We start from the raw sequence: 17,075 nt of genomic DNA, 5'->3' as shown, positions 1-17,075 counted from the left end.
AGGACGCGTCCCGATGACCGCCGAGGCCTGCGCCCCATCCGATCGCATCGCCGCCCGTCTGCGTCGTCGGCTCGACGCGGAAGCGGCGCGGCTCGGCTTCTCGGCGCTCGGGGTGACGACACCGGAGCGGGTTCCCGATCTCGCCGGCGATCTCCAGGGCTTTCTGGCGGCGGGCCATCACGCCTCGATGGGCTGGATGGCGGAGCGGACCGAGTGGCGTGCGGCCCCTCGCGGGCTGTGGCCCGAGGTTCGCTCGATCGTCGTCGTCGCCTTCGACTACGGGCCGCAAGGAGACGCGCTCGCCGGGCCGGCATCACCGGAGCGCGGTGTGATCTCGGCCTATGCCCGCAATCGCGACTACCACGACGTGGTCAAGGGCAAGCTCAAGGAACTCGCCGGCGGCCTCGTCGGCGAGGCGCGGCGGGCCGGCGTCGACGGTGACGTCAAGGTCTTCGTCGATACCGCGCCGGTGATGGAGAAACCGCTCGCCGCTGCGGCCGGCATCGCCTGGCAGGGCAAGAACACGCTGGCGGTGTCGCGGCGGATCGGCGGCTGGTTCTTCCTCGGGGTGATCTACACGACGCTCGGTCTGACGGCGGACGCGGCGGAGCGGTCGCATTGCGGCTCGTGCCGGGCCTGTCTCGACGCCTGCCCGACCGACGCCTTTCCCGTCCCCCACCAGCTCGATGCGCGGCGCTGCATCTCCTATCTGACGATCGAGCACGCCGGACCGATCCCGGTCGAGTTCCGCGCCGCCATGGCCAACCGGATCTACGGCTGCGACGATTGCCTCGCCGTCTGTCCGTGGAACAAGTTCGCGGTGGCGGCGCGCGAGGCCAAGCTGGTGGCGCGGCCGGATCTCGTCGATCCGCCGCTCGCCGATCTCGTCGAACTGGACGATGCGGCGTTCCGGGTGCGCTTCGCCGGGTCGCCGATCAAGCGCACCGGGCGTGATCGCTTCGTCCGCAACGTGCTGATCGCCATCGGTAATTCCGGAGATCCGGGGTTGCTGCCGGCGGTCGAACGGCGGCTCTGCGACGAGGCGGCCGTGGTGCGCGGCGCGGCCGTATGGGCGGCCGGACGGCTCGCCGGCGCGGACGCGGCACGGCTCTTCGAGGCCCACGGGCGTGCCGAGACCGACCCGGAGGTTCTGGCCGAGTGGGCGGCGGTCGGCTTCGATCGCCGCTGATCCCGGAGGCCGGAACGGCCGATCAACGGCAGCGCCGCAGGTCCTGGATGTTCGCGCCCGAGCCATGGAAGAAGATCGTGAGGCTGCGGTCCGGATGGAGAGTGGCGACCACCGTCTCCTTGCGCGGCGGTTCCTCGCGGACGAAGCAGCGGCCCTTCCAGGTCACGACGTCGCCGACGCGCGAGACGTCGGTGAACTCGCAGGACATTTCCTCCGACGACAATCCCATCGGCTTCACGTCGACGGCCATGGCGCCGGAGCACACTTCACGGCTTTCGCCCCAGCGTCCGACGATGGTTTCGGCGGCGACCGCCGGTGTGGCCGAGACCACGAGCAGAAGAACGGTGCGAACGGTGAAGCGCATGACGTGACCCCCTCGCCGACGTGGCGAGGCGGAATGTTAGAGCATGTTGCGATCGGGGTGGAACGGCCGATCGAACTTGGAGACCAGACGACCGCCGTCCCGGCGAGGACGGCGGTCGCCGAACAATCGTCTTCGAACGGCGTCAGGCCAGGGCGCGCGAGGCTTCCTTGACCTTGCGGGTGGCGTCGTCGACGCGACGTGTGGCGGTGGCGATCTCGTTCATGCCGCGGGTGATGGTCTCAACGCCTTCCGCCGCCACCTGCATGTTGGCGGACATGTCGCGGGTCACCGCTTCCTGCTCCTCGACCGCGGAGGCGATGCTGGTGGAGATCTCGTTGATTCGGCCGATGGTCTGGGAGATGCCGGAGATGGCGCCGACCGCTTCCTTGGTGGTCGACTGAACCTCGGCGATCTGGGCGCCGATCTCCTCGGTCGCCTTGGAGGTCTGGGTGGCGAGGTTCTTCACCTCCGATGCGACCACGGCGAAACCGCGTCCGGCCTCGCCGGCGCGCGCCGCCTCGATGGTGGCGTTGAGGGCGAGAAGATTGGTCTGCGCCGCGATCGAATTGATCAGGTCGACCACCTCGCCGATCTTCTGGGTGGCGGCGAGCAGCGTGGTGATGGTGGTGTTGGTGTGCTCGGCCTGGCTCACCGCGCCGTTGGTGATCTCGAGAGCGTGGACCACCTGACGGCTGATCTCGGAGACCGAATGGGCGAGTTCTTCGGCGCCCGAGGCGACGGCCTGGACATTCGACGAGGTCTGGGTGGACGCCGAGGCGGCGCTCGTCGCCTGCTCGCTCGCCTGGGAGACGGAGGTGGTGATCGCTCCGAGTTCGGCGTCGATGCCCTTCTGCATTTCGATACGGTGTTGGCGGTCCTTCACCTGTGCAGTGATGTCGGTGGCGAACTTCACCACTTTGAAGGGGCGCCCCGACATGTCCAAGATCGGGTTGTAGGAGGCCTGGATCCAGATCTCCCGGCCGTCCTTGCCGATACGTTTGTATTCGGCGGCGCGATATTCACCGCGACGCAAGGCGTCCCAGAAGGCGCGATAGTCGGCGCTCTCGCGATGAGCGGGCTCGATGAACATGCGGTGATGCTGGCCACGGATCTCTTCGATCCGATAGCCGACCGCGTTCAGGAAATTCTGGTTGGCGTCGAGGATGGTGCCGTCGAGTTCGAAGGAGATGACCGCCTGAGCCTTGTCGATGGCGGCGATCTGGCCCTGGTACTCGGCGCTCTTCAGCTTCTCGGCGGTGATGTCGGTGGCGAATTTCACCACCTTGAACGGCTTGCCGTCGCGGCCGAGGAGCGGATTGTAGGAGGCCTGGATCCAGATCTCCTTGCCGCCTTTGCCGATGCGCTTGTATTCGGCGGCGCGATAGGTGCCGCGACGAAGATCTTCCCAGAAGGCGCGGTATTCGGCGCTGTCACGATGGGACGGCTCGACGAACATCGAATGATGTTTGCCGCGGATCTCTTCCAGCGAATAGCCCAAGGCACCGAGGAAGTTCTTGTTGGCGGTGACGATCGTCCCGTCCATCTCGAACTCGATGATCGCCTGCGACTTGTCGAGCGCGGCGAGCTTGGCACGGGTCTCTCGGGTTGAAGAGAAGAAGCTCATGATCGAAACCTCGACGGACAGTTCTTCGGATGGTGTGACGAACTGCACTGATCTTTGCGAGCTTCCGAACGGGAGGATATCCAGGCTCATACGGCAAGACTGTGGGATGAAAGTTAACAGCAGCCTAAATCAATTGTTATATTCTTAATTCAACTACGTATCGTCCGATATGCCAGATCGTGTAGGAGTGGTCGCCCTCGTTCGAGACCAATGCACACAGAAAGTACGGGGACGCGCGGGAATGTCGTAGCGTCAACGTAGCCTTCGAAGAACTAATTTGCGGACGGCCCGGAAACCGTGTCGGCGAGGGCTGCTTCCAGCCGGTCGTCTCCCCAGTAGAGTTCGCCGTCGGCGGTGACGAAGCTCGGCGCGCCGAAGATGCCGAGGCGTTCGGCGGTCGCGGTCTCGGTGCGCAGGCGGTTCTTGATCTCGGGTGAGCCGGCGGCGGCGAAGGCGGCGGTGGGGTCGATGCCGATGTCGGCGAGAAGGTCGGCGAGGACGGCTTCGTCGGAGATGTCGCGTCCGTCGGCGAATTCGGCGGTGTAGACGGCGCGGACGAAGGGGGCGACCCAGCCGTCGCGGGCGCCGACGGTGGCGAGGCGGGCGGCGGCGAGGCCGTTCTGCGGGAAGGTCTCGGGCATGCGGAAGGACAGGCCGCGGGCGGCGGCGATGCGCCCGATGTCGCGCACCATGTAGCGGCCCTTGGCCGGGTAGATATTGAAGGGCGAGGTCTCCCAACCCTGGGCACGGAAGATCGGGCCGAGCAGGAAGGGATGCCAATCGATCGCGACGCCCTTTTCCGCCGCCATGGCCTCGATGCGCAGGGCGGAGAGGTAGGAATAGGTCGAGGCGAATTCGAACCAGAACGACAACCGCGGCATCGGCCCCTCCGTCCGTAGCGGACGGCGATGATCGATCATCGCGCCGCGGGCGTCGAGAGGGGGCTCGGGCGGCGGGACAGGACGATCCAGCGCAAGGTCAGCAGGATCGCCACGGCGCCGAGGCCGAGGGCGAGGCCGAGCCAGACGCCGACGCCTTCGAGGCCGAGAGGGAAGGCGAGGACGATCGAGCCGGTCAGGCCGACGCCCCAGTAGCCGGCGAGCGCCATGATCATCGGCACGCGGGTGTCGTGACGGCCGCGCAGCATGCCGGCGGCGGTCGCCTGGATGCCGTCGACGATCTGGAACAGGGCGGCGACCGCGAGATAGGCCCGGCCGAGGGCCAAGGTCTCGGCGTTCTTCGGGTCGGCGCGGTCGAGGAAGGCGCCGAGCAGCAGATCGGGGGCGAGGGTGAAGAGCGCGGCGGTGCCGCACATGATCGCCACCGTCAGCCACCACGAGGTCCAGCCGGCGAGCGCCATGGCTCGGTCGTCGCCGCGGCCGTAGGCGAGGCCGACGCGGACGGTGACCGCCTGGGCGAGGCCGAAGGGCACCATGAAGGCGGTGGCGGCGATCTGCAGGGTGACGGCGTGGGCGGCGAGCGGCGCGGTGCCGATCAGGCCGACGAGGAAGCCGGCGGCGTTGAAGATCGAGGTCTCGAAGACGATCATCAGCGCGATCGGCAGGCCGAGACGCCAGACGTCGCGCCAACGTTGCCAATCGGCGCGGAAGAGGTCGCCGAACAGCCGGTAGCGGCGGAAGCGGCGCTCGGTGACGAGGACGACGACGAGGCCGGCGAAGAGGAAGCCCATGGTGAGGGCGGTGGCGAAGGCGGCGCCGTTCGCCCCGAGCGTCGGCAGGCCGAAGCGGCCGTGGATCAGCGCCCAACCGAGGACGGCGTTGATCGGGACGGCCGAGACGCCGACGATCAGCGTCCAGGCCGGCCGTTCCAGCGCGGCGATGAAGGAGCGGAGGGCGACGAAGCCGAAGAACGGCAGGAGCCCCCACATCATGATGCGCAGGAACGCCGCGCCGCGGCGCGACAGTTCGGGATCCTGGCCGAGCAGGTGGAAGATCGCCTCGCCGTTCCACAGGACCGCCCACATCGGCAGGGCGATCGACACCGCCACCCACAGCGCCTGCTGCACGGTGCGGCGCAGATCCTTGACCGAATGGCGCATGTGCCCACGCTGGCGGGCGACCATCGGCACCGTGGCCGACATGATGCCGACGCCGAAGAGCATGAAGGTGTTGTAGAGGTTGACCGCGAGGGCGCCCGAGGCCACCGCCTCCGGTCCGAGGCCACCGAGCAACAGAATGTCGGTCGTCGGCAGCGCCATCTGGGCGAGCTGCGCGACGATCATCGGCCAAGCGAGACGGAACGTCTCGTAGGTTTCGCGACGCCAGAGGGCGGAGGACATCGAAGGAGCCGGGCGGAGGTCGGCGGCGGGGCGCGGGCCGCCCGGTCCGTGTGCCGCGCCGCCTCACACCCGGTTAGGCGGTAACCGCGATCCGAGCAAGCCCTTCCACGCGCGGCTCACCCGCGGCCGCTCGCCGGTGCGGGTGTCTCCTCGAAACCGTGATAGACCGCTTCGGCCACGGGAAGCAGGCGTTCGCGGTCGGCGGCGGCGGTGACGGCGAAGCCGAAGCCGCGGTCGATCCAGGCGAAGGTCGAGGTTTCGCCGTCGCGGCGGAAGCGGAAGGCGGTCTCCTCGCCGATACTCGCCCGGACGAAGACGGTCAGCCGGCGGCCGTCCGTATCCTCGTACATGAGCTGCGCCGCGGCGCCCGTCTCCACCGACAACAGGCGTCCGCCCATCAGCCGCCAGCCGAAGCGGGAGAGGTCGGGGGCGGCGAGTTTGCGGCCGAGGCGTTTCGACAGCCACTGCATCAGATGCGCCTCGTGCGAGGCGTCGACCTCGACCGGATGGGCGACCTCGACGACGAAGGTGCGATGGGCGGCGCCGGCATCGGCGGCGACGCCGACCGCCGGGGCGGAGACGTGCGCGACGACGTCGGGCGTCGGCGCGAGGGTGCGGGTGGCGAGCGCGCCGGCGCCGGCGCCGGTGACGAAGAGGACGAGGGCCGCGGCGATCGTCCGGGCATGCGCGAGGAGGCGGGCACGGCGGGCGGCGCGCAGGGTGGCGATACGCAGGCGGGCGGGGATCGGCTCGGCATGTTTCGCCGCCAAGCGGGCGCGCAGAACGTCGCGCAGACGGATGTCGTCGGCGACCCGTTCGGCGACGTCGGGGTGATCGGCGAGGAAGGCGTCGACCGCGGCGCGGCGCTCCGGCGTCAGGCGGCCGTCGATCGCCGCTTGCAGGTCGTCTTCGCCGACGGGAATCTCGGTCCCGGTCATTTCACTCTCCGCAGGAACGAGGGACGTCCGGTCTCCAGGATCGAACGCAGGCGTTTGCGACCGCGGGCGAGCCGCGACATGACGGTGCCGACCGGCAGATCGAGGACGCGCGCCGCTTCCTGGTAGGAGAGGTCCTCGACGCCGACGAGCAGCAGCAGGGTCTTCTGCTCCTCCGGCAGGAGGTCGAGGGCGGCGAGCGTGTCGCGCAGCTCGAGAGTGCCGTCGACGCCGTCGGTGGTCGCCACGTCGGTGTCCTCGTTCCACTCCACCTCGGCGCCGCGCCCGTGCCGGCGGCGCAGCCCGTCGACGTGGAGATTGCGCAGGATGGTGAAGAGCCAGGGGCGCGGATCGACGTCGGGACGGCGCAGCGACCAGCGGGTCAGCGCCCGCTCGAGGCAGTCCTGGACGAGATCGTCGGCCGCTTCGTCGTCGCGGGTCAGCGCCCAGGCGAAGCGACGCAGCGCCGGGATCTGCCGTTCGAGGAGGGCGGTGGTGTCGTCCGACGCCATGGGGGCCTCGTCGGGAACAGGAAAAACGTTCGGCGGAGACGGAGACCGCCGATCCGTGTCTGTCGATACATACGCGAAAACCCGCAGGATCATTCCCGCGGGCTCGAGAAAATCCATCGGCGATGGAGGATCATGTCAGCGGCGGCACACGAAGGCGGCGAGGTCGCCTTTGCTGGAGCCGGGCACCAGTTCGAACCAGTGGCCCGGCGACTCGCGGATCGCCTCCGGAGAGTCCTCGCTGTAGCCGAGTTCACGCATCTTCATCGATGCGCAATCGGTCTCGGCCTTCGTATAGCCGGTGGCATCGACGCCGACCCGCTTGTGCAGGGTGCGGACGATGGTGCCGATCTTCTCGGAGCGCAGGAGGTAATACTTACCCTTGTCGCCGGCCATGCTGCGTGGGATGGGGATCTCGACGGTCCCCGCCGCCTTCGCCGGAGCCACGGCGAGCAGCGGGACAGCGACGAGAAGAGCACGGATCATCGTTCGTCTCACGGTGCTCGGTCTCACGCGTCGAGGTTGGCGGCGAGGGCGTTCTCCTGGATGAAGTCGCGGCGCGGTTCGACCTCGTCGCCCATCAGGCGGGCGAAGATCTCGCCGGCGTCGTCGGCCTCGCGGATCTTGACCTGGAGGAGCGAACGGATGTCCGGGTCGAGGGTGGTCTCCCACAGCTGGCCGGGGTTCATCTCGCCGAGGCCCTTGTAGCGCTGCATGGCGATGCCCTTGCGGCCCTGGGCGTAGACCGCGTCGAGCAGGTCGTTCGGCCCGTGGACGATGGTCGCGGTCTCCTTGCGGCGCAGGGTGGCGGCGGAGGCGAAGATCTCCTCGAGCCGGTCGCCATGGGCGTCGATCTTGCGGGCGTCGGCGGAGGCGATGAGGCCGGCATCGAGGATGCGGGTCTCGGTGACGCCGCGCAGCGTCCGCTTCATCACGATGCCGCCGTCCTCGCCGACATGGCCGCTCCAGCCCTTCTCGAACTCGTCGGCGAGGGCGTCGAGACGGATGGCGAGCGCCGCGGCGACCTTCTCGGCGCGTTCGGCGTCGTCGAGGATCTCCTTGTCGAGGGCGCCGCAGATGGCGGCCTGCTCGACGATGCGCGGCAGGTAGCGGTGGTGGAGGTTGTCGAGCGAGGCGCGGATGATGCGCGCCTCCTCGACGATGGCCTTCAGGTCGGCGCCGGCGAGTTCCTCGCCGTTGCCGAGGACGAGGCGGGTGTCCTCGAGGCCCTGGTCGACGAGGTAGTCCTCGAAGGCCTTCTGGTCCTTGAGATACTGCTCGGACTTGCCGCGGGTCACTTTGTAGAGCGGCGGCTGGGCGATGTAGAGATAGCCGCGCTCGATCAGCTCCGGCATCTGCCGATAGAAGAAGGTCAGGAGCAGGGTGCGGATGTGGGCGCCGTCGACGTCGGCGTCGGTCATGATGATGATCTTGTGGTAGCGGATCTTGTCGATGTTGAACTCGTCGGTGCCGATGCCGGTGCCGAGTGCGGTGATCAACGTGCCGATCTGCTCCGAGGACAGCATCTTGTCGAAGCGGGCGCGCTCGACGTTGAGGATCTTGCCGCGCAGCGGCAGCACCGCCTGGTTCTCGCGGTTGCGGCCCTGCTTGGCGGAGCCGCCGGCCGAGTCACCCTCGACGATGAAGAGTTCCGACTTCGCGGGATCCTTCTCCGAACAGTCGGCGAGCTTGCCGGGTAGCGAGGCGACGTCGAGGACGCCCTTGCGGCGGGTCAGTTCGCGGGCGCGGCGGGCGGCCTCACGGGCGGCGGCGGCCTCGACCACCTTGCCGACGACGCTCTTGGCTTCGCTCGGATGTTCCTCGAGCCAGGTGCCGAGCGCCTCGTTCAAGGTGTTCTCGACGACCGGGCGAACCTCTGAGGAGACCAGCTTGTCCTTGGTCTGGGAGGAGAACTTGGGGTCGGGCACCTTGACCGAGAGGACGCAGGTCAGGCCTTCGCGGCAATCTTCGCCGGAGAGCGTCACCTTCTCCTTCTTCATCAGGCCGGAGGAATCCGCATAGCCGGTGATCTGGCGGGTCAACGCGCCGCGGAAGCCGGCGAGATGGGTGCCGCCGTCACGCTGCGGGATGTTGTTGGTGAAGCAGAGCGTCTGCTCGTGATAGCTGTCGTTCCACCACAGAGCGCATTCGACGGTGATGCCGTCCTTCTCCGCCTTCATGTAGACCGGTTCGGCGAGCGCCTGCTTCTTCATCCGGTCGAGATACTTCACGAACTCGATGAGGCCGCCCTCGTAGTGCATCTTCACCACGTGGGGCTCGACGCCGCGGCGGTCTTCGAGGGTGATGTTGACGCCCGAGTTGAGGAAGGCGAGCTCGCGCAGGCGGTGCTCCAGCGTGGCGAAATCGAAGTCGGTCTTGGTGAAGGTCTCGGGCGAGGGCAGGAAGGTCACTTCCGTGCCGCGCTTGCCCGGGGCCGGGCCGACGAGCTTCAGGTCCTCGTCCGGCACGCCGTGACGGAAGCGCATGGTGTGCTCCTTGTCGTCGCGCCAGATCGTCAGATCGAGCGTCGTCGACAGGGCGTTCACCACGGAGACGCCGACGCCGTGCAGGCCGCCGGAGACCTTGTAGGAGTTCTGGTCGAACTTACCGCCGGCGTGGAGCTGGGTCATGATGACGTTGGCTGCCGACACGCCCTCTTCCGGGTGGATGTCGGTGGGGATACCGCGGCCGTCGTCGCGTACCGTGACCGAGCCATCGGCGTTGAGCCGTACGAAGACCTCGCTCGCCCAGCCGGCCAGCGCCTCGTCGATGGCGTTGTCGACGACCTCGTAGACCATGTGATGCAGGCCCGAGCCGTCGTCGGTGTCGCCGATGTACATGCCCGGCCGCTTGCGGACCGCGTCGAGGCCCTTCAGCACCTTGATCGAGTCGGCGCCGTAGCCGTCCGCGCCGTTCCTCGGGGTGCCTTCGTCGTGGATGTCGCTCATGGGCCGGGGGTCGCTTTCCATCGTCTGTCGCGCATATCGCGAGGCCGTCTACATACAGGCGCGCGCGCGTGGGCGCAAAGCTTCCCGGACGGGCCAAAAAGAGGCTTTTCAATCAGTGGGTTGCAGCCTGCGCGAAATGGGCCGCGGAGCGTCGGTGAGGGCGATTCGCGCCATTCGGCCAGCCGAAGCGCTGCGGGTGAGCGGCGAGGGGCCGCATTTCGGCGGGTGCGTCCCGCGAAACCTCGCTTCACCGCGCCGCCACGGCCACCGCCGCTCGATCCTGCGGTTTCGGCGCGGCGGGGCGCGATGCTCGTGTCTACCGCGCCGCCACGGCTACCGCCGCGCCGGCCATCATCGTTCCCGCCGTGCGGTCGAGCAGGCGGCGGGCCTTGGGATCGCGGAAGAAGCGGCGGGCGCGCGCCGCCATGGCGGCATAGGCGGCGCCGACGACCAGCAGGTCGAGGAAGACGATCACCGCCATCTCGACGAAGCCGAGCGGGGTCAGCGCCGCGAGGTCCACGACGGTCGGCAGAAGGGCCATGTAGAAGACGATGGTCTTGGGATTGCCGAGGGTGAGGGTCAGGCCGGCGAGCGCCACCCGCCACGCCGAGTGTTCGGGACGGCGCGACGCTTCGACCACGTCGGCATGGGGCGTCGCCGTCCACAGCTGCCATGCGAGCCAGATGAGATAGGCGGCGCCGGCGAACTTCACCACGGTGAAGACGGTCGAGAAGGTGGCGGCGAGCGCGGCGAGGCCGAGGGCGGCGCAGGTGAGGAAGATCATATCGCCCATGATCAGGCCGAGCACCATCGGCATTGTGCCCCAGAACCCCACTGCCAACGCACGGGCGACGAGCGCCGTCATGCCCGGACCGGGCACGATCGCGGCGATGGTCAGGGCGACGGTGAAGGCGAGGAGCGTGGCGGGTTCCATGGGGCTCGGGTCCAGAGGTGGGGAGGCGACATCCTGAGCGAACGGGGCGGGGAAGGCAAGATGACGATGGTGGCGGCCGGGCATCCGTCGAATCGACAGGGATGGCCGGCGATCGAGACTTCGTTATTCTACTTAGGTGCGGGTGCTCGAACCGAGATCCGCTTTCGTCTCGTCGGGGGGGAGAGAACGATGAAATCGGTCGAAATGTGGTTGGCGGCGTCGTTCGTCGCGGGCGTGTTGCTGTCGGGTGAGGCGTCGGCCTTGGAACCGGAGGCGGCCGGGACGGGCGAGAGCATGTTCGCCTTCAGCGTCTGCAATCGCGCGCCCCGCGAGGCGTCGGTGGCGGTCTCGTCGCGGCTCGCGCCGGGGTCGAAGGAATTCGTCGTTTCCGGCTGGTGGCGGGTCGCCGCGGGTCGCTGCCGAAAGATCGGCACCTATCCGCGCGGGCACTTCTACATGCACGCCACCGCGGGCGGGACGCGTTGGGGCAAGGGCGACGTCAACCTCTGCGTCGAGAGCCCCGGCCCGTTCAAGCGCATCAATCTGACGAACTACCGGTGCACCGCCGACCTGCTGCGCAAGTTCAGCCATCAGGACATCCGTACCGCCAATTGGCAGTGGACGCTCAATCCGTGAGGTGAAGGCTTCCGGCGGGTGGCGAACCTCGCTGATCGTGTCGAGCGGCCCGAACGCGTCTCACGCCGCCGGTCCGCCACGTCGCACCGCGCCTCCCGTCACCTCGAACAGCTCCGCCCGCTCGCCGAGTGCGGCGAAGGCGGAGGCATCGGTGCCGGTCATCCAGCACTGCGAGCCGAGCGCCTCGACGACGTCGAAGAGCTCGGCGCGGCGGCGCGGGTCGAGATGGGCGGCGACCTCGTCGAGGAGGAGGAGGGGCGCGCGACCGCAGGTCTCGCCGACGAGGCGGGCATGCGCCAGGACGAGGCCGAGAAGCAGCGCCTTCTGCTCGCCGGTCGAGGAGAGGTGGGCCGGCATGGCCTTCGGCCCATGATGGACGACGAGGTCGGCGCGGTGCGGCCCGTCGAGGGTGCGGCCGGCGGCTTTGTCGCGGCGGCGGCCGTCACGCAGTCGGGCGCGGTAGACGTCTTCGGCGTCGGCCGCGGGTCCGCCGGCGGCGACGAGCGCCTCGATCTCGCCCTCGAGCGCCAATTCGGCGTGCGGGAAGGGGGCATCGGCGCGGGTGGCGGCGATGAGGCGCTCGAGGCAGGCGACGGTCTCGACCCGCGACAGCGAGATCGCCACGCCGAGTTCGGCCATCTGCGCTTCGATCGCCTCCAACCAGTCGAGATCGAGCCGGTCGTCCTCGAGCAGCCGGTTGCGGCCGCGCATCGCCTTCTCGAAGGCGCTCACATGGGCGCCGTGGGCGGGCGAGAGGGCGAGGACCAGGCGGTCGAGGAAGCGCCGCCGCTCGGCGGCCGGGCCGGTGAAGAGCCCGTCCATCGCCGGGGTGAGCCACAGCACCCGGACGTGATCGAGCAGATCGTCGGCGGAGCGCGCCGGCTCGCCGTCGATGCGGACGCGGCGGACGAGAGCCTCCTCGTCACCGCGCGCCTCGCTACCGGTGCCGATCCGTATCGCGCCGTCGGGGCCGTCGAGGCGGGCGAACACCGTCCAGGCGCCGGGGCTGCCGAGGCGGGCCATCTCGTCGAGGCGGGCGCGGCGCAGGCCGCGGCCGGGGGAGAGCAGCGACAGCGCCTCGAGCACGTTGGTCTTGCCGGCACCGTTCTCGCCGGCGAGCACGACGTGGCGGCCGTCGGTGGCGACGGAAAGGCCGGCGTAGTTGCGGAATTCGCCGAGTTTCAGTTCGGTCACCGCGACGCGCGGCACGGCACGGCCGGCCTGGGCGGCGGGCGGCGTTTCGGGCGCGGTCGCGGCGAGCGGCGGCGTCACAGTTTGAAGACCGCGTCGGCGGCGGAGCGCGAGGCGCGACGCTTGGCGACCTCGCCACGCAGGCGCTCGATCTCGCCCTGGAGCAGCGCGATGCGCTCCTCGAGTTCGCCTTCGGAGACGAGCGAGACGTCCTGGCCGATCTCGTGGGCGAGCTTCTTCTTCGGGCGGTCGTCGTCGACGAAGACCATGGCGGTGCATCCGATCGTTTCGCGACCATCGTCGGTCGCCATGATTCGAGTATAGAACCGGTGGAGCCGGCGGCATAGGAGCGCCGACGACGGCCGTCGTGGAGCCGTCGCGAGGGGGAGGAAGCCGATGCCCGAGGTCGCCGTCTACATCGCCCATTCGCTCGACGGTTGCATCGCCGACGCCGAGGGCTCGATCGGCTGGCTCGCGCCGTACGATGCCTGCGACTACGGCTACGACACCTTCTACGGGCGTATCGATGCGCTGGTGATGGGGGCGGCCACCTATCGGGAGTGCCGGCGCGCGGCCGAGTGGCCCTATCGCGGCAAGGCGACGATGGTCATGACGAAATCGGGACGGATCGACGACGACGGGCTCGCCGTCTTCGACGACCGCACGGCGGTGGAGATCGCCTACGACCTGGAGCGCGCCGGGCTCCGGCGGATCTGGGTGGTGGGCGGCGGCGGACCGATCCGCGCCTTTCTCGACGCAGGGTTGGTTCGCCGGCTCACGACCTTCGTGATCCCGGTGATTCTGGGGTCGGGGACGCCGCTGTGGAAGTCGGGGACACGGCGGTGGGCGGCGACGCTGGAGCGGTCGGTCACCCATGCAAACGGCGTGGTCGAGATGGTCCACACCGTCACGCCGGCGCATGGCTGACGTGGCCGCGGCGCCTCGAACGAGGCGGTGACAGGTCGGCGACGGCGCGTTAGCCTCGCCGTCCGATCCCTCACCGGGAGGTTCCCGCCATGGCCGCTCCGAAGTCGCCCGCCTTCGATCCCTTCGACGTCGCCGAGACCAACGCCACACGCTATCCCGAGCCCTTCGCCGCGTTGGTGACGAAGCGCTGGAACCGGCGGCTCGGCGATCACGCCGGCCTCACCAACTTCGGCGTCGTCCTCACCCGGATCGAGCCGGGCGGGCAGTCGTCGGTGCGCCATTCGCATCTGAAGCAGGACGAATTCGTCTACGTGCTGGAGGGAGAGGCGGTGATGGTGACCGACGCCGGGCGTCAGATGATGCCGGCGGGCACCTGTGCCGGCTTTCCGGCCGGTTCGACCGACGCCCATCATTTCTTCAACGAGAGCGACGCCGACGTGCTGCTTCTCGTCGTCGGCGATCGTACGCCGGGAGAGGTGGCGACCTATCCGGACGACGACCTCGCGGGCCGCATGCTCGACGACGGCCGCTACGTCTTCACCCACAAGGACGGGTCGCCGTACTGACGGCGGCCGCAGGAGATCGCATCATGACCGCCCTTCCCGCCACCATGACCGTCATCGCCATCCCCGCGCCGGGCGGGCCGGAGGCGCTCGTCGCCGAGACCCGGCCGCTGCCGGTGCCCGGTCCCGGCGAGATCCTGGTGAAGGTCGCGGCGGCCGGGGTCAATCGGCCCGACGTGCTGCAGCGCCAGGGCGGTTATCCGCCGCCGAAGGGCGCCTCCGACATCCCCGGCCTCGAATTCGCCGGCGAAGTGGTCGGGCTCGGCGAGGGAGCGTCGCGGTTTTCGCTCGGGGCGAAGGTCACGGCGCTGGTGCCGGGCGGTGGTTATGCCGAATATGCCGTCGTCGCGGAAGCCAACGCGCTGCCGGTGCCGAAGGGTCTGAGCCCGATCGAAGCGGCGGCGATCCCGGAGACGTTCTTCACGGTGTGGTCGAACGTCTTCGATCGCGGCGGGCTGAAGCCGGGCGACGTCTTCCTCGTCCACGGTGGCACATCCGGCATCGGCGTCACGGCGATCCAACTCGCCAAGACCTTCGGCGCGACGGTGATCGCCACCGCCGGTGGGGCGGAGAAATGCGCGCGGTGCCGCGAGCTCGGCGCGGACCTCGCCATCGACTATCGCGAACAGGACTTCGTCAAGGAGGTCAAGGATTTCACGAAGGGCCACGGCGCCGATGTGATCCTCGACATGGTCGGCGGCGACTACATCGAGCGCAATCACGAGGCGGCAGCGGTCGAGGGCCGAATCGTCCAGATCGCCTTCCTGCGCGGGCCGAAGGCGACGGTGAACTTCGGCCGCATCATGATGAAGCGGCTGGTCCACACCGGCTCGACTTTGCGTGCCCGCGACGTCGGCTTCAAGGCGGCGATCGCCGAGGCGCTGGTCGAGAAGGTCTGGCCGGCGATCGAAGCGGGAAAGGTGAAGATCGTGGTCGATTCGACCTTCCAGTTGAGGGAAGCGGCGCAGGCCCATGCCCGTATGGAGACCAACGCGCACATCGGCAAGATCGTGCTGACGGTGTGAGGGCGCGGTCGGTTCCACGGCGGAATTGCGACGCACGGCCCGATCTGCTATGAGGCGTCATCTCCGTTTCATGTCGCGTACGACACGCCCTCTCCCGCGCCCGCCGGCCGAGAGAGGCCACGAGGAAGGTCCATCTCATGGCGACGCCGACCAATACGCCCCTGATGCCCAAGGCCACCGCCGTCTGGCTGGTGGAGAACACCGCGCTGTCCTTCGACCAGATCGCCGCCTTCTGCCGGCTGCATCCGCTCGAGGTGAAGGCGATCGCCGACGGTGAAGCGGCGCAGGGCATCAAGGGTCTCGACCCGATCATGACCGGCCAGCTGACCCGCGACGAGATCGACAAGGCCGTCAAGGATCCGGCGCATCGCCTCAAGCTCGCCGACCCGAAGGTGCGGGTGCCGGAGGCCAAGCGTCGCGGTCCGCGCTACACGCCGGTGTCGCGCCGCCACGATCGGCCGAACGCCATCCTGTGGCTGCTGCGCAACCACCCCGAACTCAAGGACGCGGCGATCATGCGTCTGGTCGGCACGACCAAGACGACGATCCAGCAGATCCGCGAGCGTACCCACTGGAACGCCGCCAACCTCGCGCCGATGGACCCGGTGACGCTGGGTCTGACCTCGCAGCTCGAGCTCGACCTCGAGGTGGAGAAGGCGGCGAAGGGCATGCCGGTCCGCGAGGCGGGCGAGCCGGGTGCGGCGACGCTGCTGCCGGTCGAGGAGAGCGTGCGTCCGCTCGACGAACACGGCGCCTACGGTTCCGGCGGTCGTACCCAGGAAGACGAACTCGATGCCGACAAGATCTTCGCCAAGCTCAAGAGCCTCAAGGGGCCGGAGCCGGCGGAAGACGAAGAGTGATCTTCGCTTCGGCGGGAAACACGGAACGGGCGGGGGGCGACCCCGCCCGTTTCCGTTTCCGAGAGACGCGCCCAGCATTCGGGCAGCCGAGGGCTGGACCGGAGGACCCGATCGCGGTCTCCTGGGGGGACACGATCTCGACGAGCGGGACGTGGTGAGCAGGGGCGGGGGACGTCGACGCGATGCGGTTCTCGGTCCGTCACGAGACGATCTATCGGTATTCCGCTCCGGTCGGGCTGGGCGATCATCTTCTGCGTCTGGCGCCGCGGCCCGAGGGCGTGGTGATGCGGCGGCAGGTGATCGGCGTCGAGCCGCATCCGACGACGCGGACGGAGACACACGACGCCTTCGGCAACCTCGTCACCCACCTCACTTTCGATCGCCCGACCGACCTCTTCCGCATCGTGAGCCGTTTCGATCTCGAAACGACCACGGTGTCGCCGCGGATCGCGGCCGATACGCCGGCTCTGCCGTGGTCGACCGACGGGGACGCGGTGACGGCGCCCTTCGTGGTCGATCACGGCATCGACGACGAGGTCCGCGCCTTCGCCGCGGCGCTCGCCGCGGCGAGCGGCTGGCGGGCGGAGGCGTTTCTGGAGCGCCTCACGCGGACGCTCTTCACCCGCACCGATCGTCACATCCGGCCGGACGGGCACGCCCAGAGTGCGGCCTACACGTTGGCGGTCGGGCGTGGCGCGTGTCGCGACGTGACGGTGTTGTTCATGGCGGCGGCGCGGGCGCTGGGCATTCCGGCGCGCTTCGTCTCGGGCTATCAGGCGCGCGCCGAGACACCGGACGGGCGACGCCACCTGCACGCCTGGCCGGAGGTGTACGTGCCGGGATCGGGTTGGCACGGCTTCGATCCGACCCACGGGGTGGCGGTCGGCGACGGCCACGTGGCGCTGTCGGCGGCGCCCGATCAGATCGGCACGATGCCGATCGAAGGCGGCTTCTTCGGCGACGGGGTGACGTCGACGCTCGACTACACGGTCGAGATCGAGGCGAGCTGAGAGCCTGTCTCATGAGACCTGTGCGCGGTTGGACCATCATGTTGATTTGATGCGTTTAATG

The 17,075-nt window shown here is 68.9% G+C and carries 18 protein-coding genes; 7 read left to right on the top strand and 11 right to left on the bottom strand.

Going from position 1 to position 17,075, the window contains the following annotated elements; all coding sequences use genetic code 11:
* Nucleotides 1-13 precede the first annotated feature (13 nt).
* Nucleotides 14-1,189, top strand: a complete 1,176-nt coding sequence (queG, locus tag V7Q42_RS15835) for a tRNA epoxyqueuosine(34) reductase QueG (protein ID WP_333825068.1) — start codon at nucleotides 14-16, stop codon at nucleotides 1,187-1,189.
* A gap of 22 nt (nucleotides 1,190-1,211) precedes the next feature.
* Here the strand turns inward: queG and V7Q42_RS15830 are convergent, their stop codons facing one another.
* From V7Q42_RS15830 to V7Q42_RS15790, 9 genes are all read right to left on the bottom strand, one after another.
* Nucleotides 1,212-1,553, bottom strand: a complete 342-nt coding sequence (locus V7Q42_RS15830; protein ID WP_333825067.1) for a hypothetical protein — start codon at nucleotides 1,551-1,553, stop codon at nucleotides 1,212-1,214.
* Between the two features lie 142 nt (nucleotides 1,554-1,695).
* Nucleotides 1,696-3,177, bottom strand: coding sequence for a methyl-accepting chemotaxis protein (locus V7Q42_RS15825; protein ID WP_333825066.1), 1,482 nt, complete (start codon nucleotides 3,175-3,177; stop codon nucleotides 1,696-1,698).
* 272 nt (nucleotides 3,178-3,449) lie between these two features.
* Entirely contained in the window at nucleotides 3,450-4,058 is a 609-nt protein-coding gene (locus tag V7Q42_RS15820; RefSeq protein ID WP_333825065.1) for a 2-hydroxychromene-2-carboxylate isomerase, read from the bottom strand.
* A 35-nt stretch (nucleotides 4,059-4,093) separates the two neighbouring features.
* A complete protein-coding gene (locus tag V7Q42_RS15815; protein WP_333825064.1) occupies nucleotides 4,094-5,476 on the bottom strand; it encodes an MATE family efflux transporter in 1,383 nt (460 codons plus the stop codon).
* Nucleotides 5,477-5,592: 116 nt separating this feature from the next.
* Nucleotides 5,593-6,414, bottom strand: a complete 822-nt coding sequence (locus V7Q42_RS15810; protein ID WP_333825063.1) for an anti-sigma factor family protein — start codon at nucleotides 6,412-6,414, stop codon at nucleotides 5,593-5,595.
* Complete coding sequence (locus tag V7Q42_RS15805; protein ID WP_333825062.1) at nucleotides 6,411-6,923, bottom strand: sigma-70 family RNA polymerase sigma factor; 513 nt, start codon at nucleotides 6,921-6,923, stop codon at nucleotides 6,411-6,413. Before V7Q42_RS15805 ends, V7Q42_RS15810 begins: the two co-directional genes overlap by 4 nt.
* 135 nt (nucleotides 6,924-7,058) lie before the next feature.
* On the bottom strand, nucleotides 7,059-7,406 hold the full coding sequence (locus V7Q42_RS15800; protein WP_333825061.1) for a hypothetical protein: 348 nt from the start codon (nucleotides 7,404-7,406) through the stop codon (nucleotides 7,059-7,061).
* Nucleotides 7,407-7,429: 23 nt separating this feature from the next.
* Entirely contained in the window at nucleotides 7,430-9,868 is a 2,439-nt protein-coding gene (gene gyrB, locus V7Q42_RS15795; protein WP_333825060.1) for a DNA topoisomerase (ATP-hydrolyzing) subunit B, read from the bottom strand.
* A gap of 316 nt (nucleotides 9,869-10,184) precedes the next feature.
* Complete coding sequence (locus V7Q42_RS15790) at nucleotides 10,185-10,802, bottom strand: LysE family translocator (protein ID WP_333825059.1); 618 nt, start codon at nucleotides 10,800-10,802, stop codon at nucleotides 10,185-10,187.
* Between the two features lie 189 nt (nucleotides 10,803-10,991).
* Here V7Q42_RS15790 and V7Q42_RS15785 point away from each other — a divergent pair, with 189 nt between their 5' ends.
* Nucleotides 10,992-11,438, top strand: a complete 447-nt coding sequence (locus V7Q42_RS15785) for a DUF1036 domain-containing protein (RefSeq protein WP_333825058.1) — start codon at nucleotides 10,992-10,994, stop codon at nucleotides 11,436-11,438.
* 60 nt (nucleotides 11,439-11,498) lie between these two features.
* Here the strand turns inward: V7Q42_RS15785 and recF are convergent, their stop codons facing one another.
* Both recF and V7Q42_RS15775 read right to left on the bottom strand, forming a co-directional pair.
* Nucleotides 11,499-12,647: a DNA replication/repair protein RecF gene (gene recF / locus V7Q42_RS15780; RefSeq protein ID WP_442958217.1), complete on the bottom strand. Its 1,149-nt coding sequence runs from the start codon at nucleotides 12,645-12,647 to the stop codon at nucleotides 11,499-11,501.
* Nucleotides 12,648-12,706: 59 nt separating this feature from the next.
* Complete coding sequence (locus V7Q42_RS15775; protein ID WP_333825056.1) at nucleotides 12,707-12,898, bottom strand: DUF1192 domain-containing protein; 192 nt, start codon at nucleotides 12,896-12,898, stop codon at nucleotides 12,707-12,709.
* A gap of 127 nt (nucleotides 12,899-13,025) precedes the next feature.
* On the opposite strand from V7Q42_RS15775, the gene V7Q42_RS15770 reads away from it, so the two are divergent.
* The 5 genes from V7Q42_RS15770 (at nucleotide 13,026) to V7Q42_RS15750 (ending at nucleotide 17,014) form a co-directional block, all read left to right on the top strand.
* On the top strand, nucleotides 13,026-13,556 hold the full coding sequence (locus V7Q42_RS15770; protein ID WP_333825055.1) for a dihydrofolate reductase family protein: 531 nt from the start codon (nucleotides 13,026-13,028) through the stop codon (nucleotides 13,554-13,556).
* 89 nt (nucleotides 13,557-13,645) lie between these two features.
* Entirely contained in the window at nucleotides 13,646-14,122 is a 477-nt protein-coding gene (locus V7Q42_RS15765) for a cupin domain-containing protein (protein ID WP_333825054.1), read from the top strand.
* Between the two features lie 23 nt (nucleotides 14,123-14,145).
* Nucleotides 14,146-15,144: an NAD(P)H-quinone oxidoreductase gene (locus V7Q42_RS15760; protein WP_333825053.1), complete on the top strand. Its 999-nt coding sequence runs from the start codon at nucleotides 14,146-14,148 to the stop codon at nucleotides 15,142-15,144.
* 137 nt (nucleotides 15,145-15,281) lie between these two features.
* Nucleotides 15,282-16,004, top strand: coding sequence for a DUF1013 domain-containing protein (locus tag V7Q42_RS15755; RefSeq protein ID WP_333825052.1), 723 nt, complete (start codon nucleotides 15,282-15,284; stop codon nucleotides 16,002-16,004).
* Between the two features lie 182 nt (nucleotides 16,005-16,186).
* Nucleotides 16,187-17,014, top strand: coding sequence for a transglutaminase family protein (locus tag V7Q42_RS15750; protein WP_333825051.1), 828 nt, complete (start codon nucleotides 16,187-16,189; stop codon nucleotides 17,012-17,014).
* The last annotated feature ends 61 nt before the right edge of the window (nucleotides 17,015-17,075 follow it).

The organism is Pinisolibacter sp. (genome assembly GCF_036782435.1).
Lineage (GTDB): Bacteria > Pseudomonadota > Alphaproteobacteria > Rhizobiales > Ancalomicrobiaceae > CALBKH01.
Note: the sequence above shows the minus strand (reverse complement) of the source record. Positions and strands in the feature narration are given on the sequence as shown.

Coding starts and splice junctions, on each gene's coding strand:
- V7Q42_RS15785 (WP_333825058.1), top strand. CDS start 10,992: ATGAAATCGGTCGAAATGTGGTTGGCGGCGTCGTTCGTCGCGGGCGTG.
- V7Q42_RS15760 (WP_333825053.1), top strand. CDS start 14,146: ATGACCGCCCTTCCCGCCACCATGACCGTCATCGCCATCCCCGCGCCG.
- V7Q42_RS15810 (WP_333825063.1), bottom strand. CDS start 6,414: ATGACCGGGACCGAGATTCCCGTCGGCGAAGACGACCTGCAAGCGGCG.
- V7Q42_RS15815 (WP_333825064.1), bottom strand. CDS start 5,476: ATGTCCTCCGCCCTCTGGCGTCGCGAAACCTACGAGACGTTCCGTCTC.
- V7Q42_RS15825 (WP_333825066.1), bottom strand. CDS start 3,177: ATGAGCTTCTTCTCTTCAACCCGAGAGACCCGTGCCAAGCTCGCCGCG.
- V7Q42_RS15765 (WP_333825054.1), top strand. CDS start 13,646: ATGGCCGCTCCGAAGTCGCCCGCCTTCGATCCCTTCGACGTCGCCGAG.
- V7Q42_RS15805 (WP_333825062.1), bottom strand. CDS start 6,923: ATGGCGTCGGACGACACCACCGCCCTCCTCGAACGGCAGATCCCGGCG.
- V7Q42_RS15770 (WP_333825055.1), top strand. CDS start 13,026: ATGCCCGAGGTCGCCGTCTACATCGCCCATTCGCTCGACGGTTGCATC.
- queG (WP_333825068.1), top strand. CDS start 14: ATGACCGCCGAGGCCTGCGCCCCATCCGATCGCATCGCCGCCCGTCTG.
- V7Q42_RS15750 (WP_333825051.1), top strand. CDS start 16,187: ATGCGGTTCTCGGTCCGTCACGAGACGATCTATCGGTATTCCGCTCCG.
- V7Q42_RS15775 (WP_333825056.1), bottom strand. CDS start 12,898: ATGGTCTTCGTCGACGACGACCGCCCGAAGAAGAAGCTCGCCCACGAG.
- V7Q42_RS15790 (WP_333825059.1), bottom strand. CDS start 10,802: ATGGAACCCGCCACGCTCCTCGCCTTCACCGTCGCCCTGACCATCGCC.
- V7Q42_RS15800 (WP_333825061.1), bottom strand. CDS start 7,406: ATGATCCGTGCTCTTCTCGTCGCTGTCCCGCTGCTCGCCGTGGCTCCG.
- V7Q42_RS15820 (WP_333825065.1), bottom strand. CDS start 4,058: ATGCCGCGGTTGTCGTTCTGGTTCGAATTCGCCTCGACCTATTCCTAC.
- V7Q42_RS15755 (WP_333825052.1), top strand. CDS start 15,282: ATGGCGACGCCGACCAATACGCCCCTGATGCCCAAGGCCACCGCCGTC.
- gyrB (WP_333825060.1), bottom strand. CDS start 9,868: ATGAGCGACATCCACGACGAAGGCACCCCGAGGAACGGCGCGGACGGC.
- V7Q42_RS15830 (WP_333825067.1), bottom strand. CDS start 1,553: ATGCGCTTCACCGTTCGCACCGTTCTTCTGCTCGTGGTCTCGGCCACA.